The organism is Saccharopolyspora sp., from assembly GCF_017434145.1.
In the GTDB taxonomy this organism is placed as follows: domain Bacteria; phylum Actinomycetota; class Actinomycetes; order Mycobacteriales; family Pseudonocardiaceae; genus Saccharopolyspora_C; species Saccharopolyspora_C galaxeae.
Window position 1 is genome coordinate 1 of sequence record NZ_JAFRFW010000308.1, and the last position, 7027, is coordinate 7027.

Below are 7027 nucleotides of genomic sequence, written 5' to 3' on the forward strand. Positions count from 1 at the left end.
CCGCGGCCCCGTTCGGCCCGTAAAAGCGACGCGGCCGGGCGGGCGCTGCCCGTCCCGGCCGCATCGACCGCTGCCCGCGGTCAGCCGATGCGAGCGCCGATGCCGGTCAGCGACCGGACCTCCATCTCGGACTGCCGCTCGTGGTCGTCCGAGCGCGGCCCGAACAGGGTGCCGATCGCCGCGCACAGGAACGAGATCGGGATGGACACGATGCCCGGGTTCTTCAGCGGGAAGAACGCGAAGTCCACGTCCGGGAAGATCGAGTCGGCCGCGCCGGAGAACACCGGCGAGAACACCACCAGCAGCAGGCAGGAGATCAGTCCGCTGTAGATGCCCCACAGCGTGCCCGTGGTGTTGAACCGCTTCCAGAACAGCGAGAACAGCAACGTGGACAGGTTCGCCGACGCCGCGAACGCGAACGCCAGCCCGACCAGGAACGCGATGTTCTGGCCGTTGACCGCGACCCCGCCGACGATCGAGACCAGCCCGATGCCCAGCGCGGTCAGCCGCGCCACCCGCACCACCTTGTGCGATTCGACGTTGCCGCGCTTGATCATGTTCGCGTAGACGTCGTGCGCGAACGACGCGGACGCGGTCAGCGTGAGCCCGGCGACCACCGCGAGGATCGTGGCGAACGCGATCGCCGCGACGATGCCCAGCAGCAGCGTGCCGCCGATGCGGTAGGCCAGCAGCGGCGCCGCGGAGTTCTCCCCGCCCGGTGCGCCGACGATCGTCGGAGTGCCCACCAGCGCGGCGGCGCCGTAGCCGATGACCAGGGTGAACAGGTAGAACAGCGACATCGTCCACACCGCCCAGACCACCGAGCGGCGGGCTTCCTTGGCGTTCGGGACGGTGTAGAAGCGCATCAGCACGTGCGGCAGACCACCGACGCCGAGCACCAGCGCCAGCGACAGCGACACGAAGTCCAACTTGGTCAGTTCGGACTTCCCGTACTCCACGCCCGGCCCGAGGATGTCCCTGCCGTTCGGGTTGTTCGCCGCCGCCTCGTCGAGCACCCGGCTGAAGTCGTAGCCGAACTTGCCGAGCAGGAAGATCGTGATCATCGCGGCGCACAGCATCAGCAGCGTGGCCTTGATGATCTGCACCCAGGTGGTGCCCTTCATGCCGCCCAGCAGCACGTAGAGGATCATCACCAGGCCCACGACGGCGATCACCATCGCCTGGCCCCAGTAGCTGTGCACGTCCGCGAGCAGCGCGACCAGGCCGCCGGCACCGGCCATCTGCGCGATCATGTAGACGAACGTGATCGCCATCGTGGAGATCGCCGCGGCGGCGCGCACCGGGCGCTGCTTCATCCGGAAGCTCAGCACGTCGCCCATCGTGAAGCGGCCGGTGTTTCGCATCCGCTCGGCGATCAGTAGCAGGTTGATCAGCCATGCGACCAGGAACCCGATGGAGTACAGGAACCCGTCGTAGCCGTGCACCGCGATCGCGCCGGCGATGCCGAGGAACGACGCCGCGGACAGGAAGTCGCCGGACAGCGCGACACCGTTCTGCACGCCGGTGAACGAGCTGCCTGCAGCGAAGTAGTCGCTGGAGGTGTTCGCGCTGCTGACCCGGTACACGATGAACAGCGTCAGCAGCACGAAGCCGGCGAAGATGACGGTGTTGATGATCGGGCCTTCGGACGGCAGCAGGTCACTTCCGGGTGCCTGCGCCAGGATCGGCTGCCGATGTTGCGCGGACAGCGTCGGGATCACTGCGCACCCTCCTCAGCGCGACCGTCCACAGCGGCCTGCAGCTGCTCGATCCGCGGGTCCATGTAGTGATCGGCGAACCGCACGTAGGCGGCGGTGATGAGCACAGTGGACACGAACTGGCCGATGCCCATCAGCAGCCCGACGTTCACCGAGCCGAACACCGGCTGGGACATGAAGTCCGGAAGGTACGCCGCGATGATCACGTAGGCGAGGTACCAGAGCAGAAATAGCGCGGTCATCGGAAATACGAACGCGGACACCCGGCGGCGCAGGTCGTTGAATTCCGTACTCTGCGCGATGGCCTGGTAATTCGGCTCGGTCTGCTGGGTGCGGACCGCGCTCTTCTCGATTCCCCCGAAGCCGGTCCGTGCTTTCCCGGACCGGTCGTGGGGGCGACCGCGCAGCGCGGATTGCGTTGCGTTGCTCATGCTTCCTTCCAGGAAGTTGTGCGTCGGGTCGGCCAAACCCTTCAGGACCCGGCGGAGTTGGGGGCGTCGAGGACTTCGCGGGGAGGCGAAGGACCTCGCGGCGGCGAAGCATAACGACTCTGTCGGTGGAGCAGAAAGTACACCCTTGGGGCACATGGAGTGACCAATTTTGTCACTGTAGGTCACAGGCATACCGACGTTCGGGGTGGGGCGTCACGCGAACGGCTGGTACTCAGTCGACTGTCGATGATCTTGGAAGAAGTGTTACCAGCTCGTTGTCGAGGCGGCTCGGCGGGTGCCGGAGGCCCTTCCGCGCAGTGAAAAATTCCTCGTTCCGGCCGCTTCCGGCCGCCGCCGGACGGCCTTCGCTGTGCGGTGTTCACAGCAGTGGATTCCGCTGAAAACGCCCTCCGCTGTTTCCCGGACGGGGGGTTTATAGTGCGAGGCACCTGAAAACCAGACCGCTCCTCTTCCTCCGCCCCGGTTAGGTGCCAGTGTCCGGAATGCCTCCGCCGCGGCTGCGCCAGCTCGGTTCGGTAACGCTCGGTCTCGCCGGAGCCGCCGTTCCGATACGGTTCCGTGCTGGTAGTGCGAGCCCTTGCCTGCGAGCCTGCCCGCCGCCGGAAACCTTTCCCACCGACAACCCAGACGACGATTGCGGGATCACACGGATGCGCCGTTCCCCGACGCCAAGTCCACTCGAAAGAGACCTCCTGCCTCGCCGGGCCGTTCGGCTGCTGCCGGGGTGGTGCTCGTGACGACGCCGGACGCCCGGACGGAGGCGCGCAACGACGTCGCACCCGGACGCGCCGGAGTCCGCGAGTGGCGCAACTGGAGCCTGCCCGTCAAATTCGCGGCGGTCGTGCTGGTGCCGGTGCTGTTCGCGGTCGGCCTCGGCGTCTCGCAGATTCGCTGGCAGGTCGAGCAGGCCGACGAGTACAACCGCGTGGCCGAAGTGCTGGACACGGCGCAGCGGGTGGAACCGCTGGTGGAGGCGTTGCAGGCCGAGCGCAACGCGGCGGTGCAGCGCACCCTCGGCGAGGACGTCGGCCTCGCCGAGCGGATTTCCAATGTGGACAAGACGGCGAGCGAGGTGGACGCCCAGCTCGGTGAGCCCGGCGAATTCGGCCAGCTCGTGCAGGACCGCCAGCGGGAAATGCACCTCGCGCTGGACAAGCTGCGCACCGCGCGCCCCGCGGTGCAGGCGGGCCTCGCCCCGGCGCCGCAGGTGATCGAGGGCTACACCACCGCCATCAACACCGTGCTGTCGATGGACCGCGCGCTCACCAGCACCGTGTCCGAGCCGAGCCTTTCCAGTACCGCCTCGGCGTTGCAGGACATGTTGGGCCTGATGGAGGAAGTCCGCTTCCAGCAGGCGTGGGTGCTCACCGGGCTGTCCGAGGGCAACCTGGACCAGCAGGCGATCAACGAGCTGCTCGGGTCCCGCGCCCGGCTCGAATCGAAGATCACCGACGCGCGCGCCACGGTGGCCCGGCACTGGGAGAAGCGGCTCGGTGCGACGCTGCTCAGCCCGCCGATCCAGCAGCGCAACGGGCTGCTCACGGCGATCGTCGCCGCGACGATGGACGACAAGTCCTCCGGCGGCTACCCGGTCGGGACCGAGCAGTGGAACTCCGTGTCCGACCAGGTCGTCGCGCTCATCGACGACGGGCACAACGACCTCGCCGACGAGGTGCGCGGCGGCGCGGCCAAGCTCGAGGAGGACGCCAGCGCCGCGGCGGGCTGGGACTCGGTGCTGCTGCTGTCCGCGCTGATCGCGGCTGCCGCGGTGATCATCACGATCAGCCGGCAGCTGCTGGGCTCGCTGCGCGCCCTGCGCCGCGGCGCGCTGGACGCGGCCGACAACGAGCTGCCGGACGCGGTGGAAGGCATCCGCGCGGGCGGTGAGGTCAACGAGATCCGGCCGTTGCCGGTGTCCACCACCGAAGAGGTCGGCCAGGTGGCCCGCGCCTTCGACGAGGTGCAGCGGCAGGCGCTGCGGCTGGCTGCCGAGCAGGCCGTGCTGCGGCACGGCTACAGCGAATCCTTCGTGGGCGTCTCGCGGCGAAGCCAGAGCCTGCTGGAACGCCAGCTGCGCCTGTTCGAGCAGCTCGAGCAGGACGAGGAAGACCCCGACCAGCTCTCCAGGCTGTTCCAGCTGGACCACTTGGCGACCCGGATGCGCCGGAACAACGAGAACCTGATGGTGCTCTCCGGCAGCGACCTGGCGCGGCGCTTCGTGCGGCCCACCGACCTCTCCGACGTGCTGCGCGCCGCGGTCTCCGAGATCGAGCAGTACCCGCGGGTGGTCCTGCAGCCGCCACCGCAGGCGAAGATCCTCGGGCACACCGCCAGCGACATGGTGCGGTTGCTGGCCGAGGTGATGGACAACGCGGCGAACTTCTCCTCGCCGGACACCTCGGTGACGGTCTCCACCTACCAGGCCGGGGACGGTTCGATCACGGTCGACGTGCTCGACGAAGGCATCGGCATGGGCGAGGCGGAGCTGGCCGACGCGAACGCCAAGCTCGCGCGCGTCGAGGAGAACGACCTGGCCACCTCGCGCCGGATGGGCCTGTTCGTGGTCTCCAGGCTGGCGCTGCGGCACGGCATCGCGGTCCGGCTCTACGGCGGTCCGGACGTGGAAGGCGTGCGCTCCACCGTGGTCGTGCCCGCCGAGCACGTGGTCTCCACCGCCGGGCCGCCCGCGAGCGCCCAGCCCACCCCGGCGCAGGGCGGGCAGCGCAACGGGTTCGCGCACCACGACATGCCGACCTCGGGAGCGATCGGCGCCGCCCAGTCCGCGCAGTCGGGCGCATCGGCCTCGGGCGCGGCTACCGCTGAGGAAACCGCGTTCCAGCGGAACAACAGCGGGGTGGACAGCGCCGAGACCGGCTTCTCCACCGCGCAGCCGGACAACACGTTCAACAGCGGCTTCTTCACCGGGTCCGGGGAGGACGTCGCAGGCAACGCGCTGCCGAAGCGGGAACCGTCCGCGGGCATGTTCGCGCCTTCGCAGCGCGACGAGGAAACGCACGATCCGGGCGACGCGCCGACCGCGAGCCTGTTCACGCCGCTGGAGATCCCGGAGCAGCAGGACGGGCAGGACTTCCGCTCCGACTGGACCTCTTCGGACCTGGCGTGGCCGCCGGCCATCGAGGACTCGGCGACGCAGGCGCCGAGCACGTCCGGGGACGCGCCCTCTCCGATCTTCGAGGAAGTCTCCACGCAGTGGTTCCAGCCGGCCCCCGAACCCGAGGCCGCTCCGGACGAGCACGCCTGGCCGACCGGGGAACCCACCGGCGGGTCCACAGCGGACTCCGGAACCGCCGGGTTCCCCGGTGAGCAGGCCACCGGTTCCGGACTGCCCCGCCGCGATCCCGGCGGCTCGGCCGGTTCCGAGCCGCGCATCGACGAATCCGACCCGCTCGGCATCGACCACCTCGCCGACGGGCGCAACGGCACCGGCGGTGAAGATCTCGACCGCTCCGGTGCCGCCGGGAACGGGACGGCTGCCGCGGAACCCGATTCCGCGGGACGCAGCCCGCACGAACTGAGCCGCCGGTTGGCCGACCTCCAAGGCGGTCTGCGTTTCGGGAGGAAGGGGCCAGTGCAGTCGCAGGAGACCGAACAGGAAGCCGCGCCGGAAACCGCGGCGGACCGGCAGCTGCAGCCGCGCCGCAACGGTGGTTCGAGCTGGATCACCGAGTCCGCCGAATCGCACGGCGCGGACTCGAACGGTGCCGAGGCGGGTGCCGACGGCTGGAACTTCGCCACCGACGACGGCTGGAAGCAGGCCGCAGCGGCGACGAGCTCCAGCCCGGAGTCGTTCACCTCTTCCGGCCTGCCGCGGCGCACGCCGAAGGCGCAGCTCGCACCCGGCAGCGCGGGCACGTTCTTCGGTGAGCAGGAGGAGCAGGACAAACCGTTCGAGCGGGACGCGAACGCGCTGCGCGGACGGCTCTCCAGCTTCCAGACCGGTGTCCAACGTGGACGCCACCGCGCACCGGACGAGTCCTGAGAACGCACGCCGGCGGAAAAGACTTAGGAGATGGTGTGAATGCGTTGCTCAGGTGCGGATGAGCTGCGCTGCGACGAGGAGTCCTGAACCAGGCCACTGCGGGCGCCGGTCGCGCCCGGTTCCACCGATACGGCAACACGGGGTCGTCTCGACCGGCGACTCCACTAGCAACAGCCAGGAGGTTGCATGACTCCCCAGGAGACGATGTCCCGGCGGTTCGGGTGGCTGGTCACGGACTTCACCGAGCGCGTCGCCGGTGTGGCGCACGCGATCGTGGTGTCCGCGGACGGCCTGCTGCTGACCTCGTCGGCGAAACTCCCCCCGGACCGCGCGGACCAGCTGGCCGCGGTCGCGTCCGGTCTGCTCAGCCTCACCAACGGCGCCGCCAAGTGCTTCGAGGCCGGTGAGGTGACCGAGACGATCGTCGAGATGCACTACGGCACGCTCATCCAGATGGGCATCAGCGACGGTTCGTGCCTGACGGTGCTCGCGGCGCCGCAGTGCGACATGGGCCTGATCGCCTACGAGATGGCGATGCTGGTGGAGCGCGTCGGCCAGATCCTCACGCCGGAGCTGCGGCACCAGTTGCAGGGCGCCGGGAATCCGTTCTCCCCACCGGCCGCGGTGAGGTGAACCGATGGACGACTCCGATTTCGGCGAACACGAGGACCGAAGACGGGACGACACGGGTCCGCAAGAGGGGCCGGAAGGCACCACGTTCGCCGATGTGATGAACGGCTTCAGCTTCGACAGCGGTCGCGGCGGCAGGCGCGGCAGGCGCAAGCGCGCGCAGCGGTCGGAGGAGCCGTCGGAACAGCCTCCGCAAGCGGGACCTGCGCAGCCGGAACAACCGCAGC

The 7027-nt window shown here is 69.3% G+C and carries 4 protein-coding genes and 1 pseudogene; 3 read left to right on the forward strand and 2 right to left on the reverse strand.

The genetic code is table 11. The features are described 5' to 3' along the window. Window positions 1–80: 80 nt before the first annotated feature. Both IJH84_RS08565 and IJH84_RS08570 read right to left on the reverse strand, forming a co-directional pair. Window positions 81–1655, reverse strand: a complete 1575-nt coding sequence (locus IJH84_RS08565) for a cation acetate symporter (protein WP_295142422.1) — start codon at window positions 1653–1655, stop codon at window positions 81–83. Between the two features lie 62 nt (window positions 1656–1717). Then, window positions 1718–2149 carry a DUF485 domain-containing protein gene (locus tag IJH84_RS08570; RefSeq protein WP_295142415.1) on the reverse strand — a complete coding sequence of 144 codons (432 nt, stop codon included), beginning with the start codon at window positions 2147–2149 and terminating at the stop codon, window positions 1718–1720. Between the two features lie 754 nt (window positions 2150–2903). On the opposite strand from IJH84_RS08570, the gene IJH84_RS08575 reads away from it, so the two are divergent. From IJH84_RS08575 to IJH84_RS08585, 3 genes and pseudogenes are all read left to right on the forward strand, one after another. Next, a complete protein-coding gene (locus IJH84_RS08575) occupies window positions 2904–6170 on the forward strand; it encodes a nitrate- and nitrite sensing domain-containing protein (protein WP_295142418.1) in 3267 nt (1088 codons plus the stop codon). Window positions 6171–6356: 186 nt separating this feature from the next. After that, window positions 6357–6803 carry a roadblock/LC7 domain-containing protein gene (locus IJH84_RS08580; RefSeq protein ID WP_200069086.1) on the forward strand — a complete coding sequence of 149 codons (447 nt, stop codon included), beginning with the start codon at window positions 6357–6359 and terminating at the stop codon, window positions 6801–6803. Window positions 6804–6807: 4 nt separating this feature from the next. Further along, window positions 6808–7027 (forward strand): annotated as a pseudogene (locus IJH84_RS08585) (hypothetical protein); the annotation flags it as partial.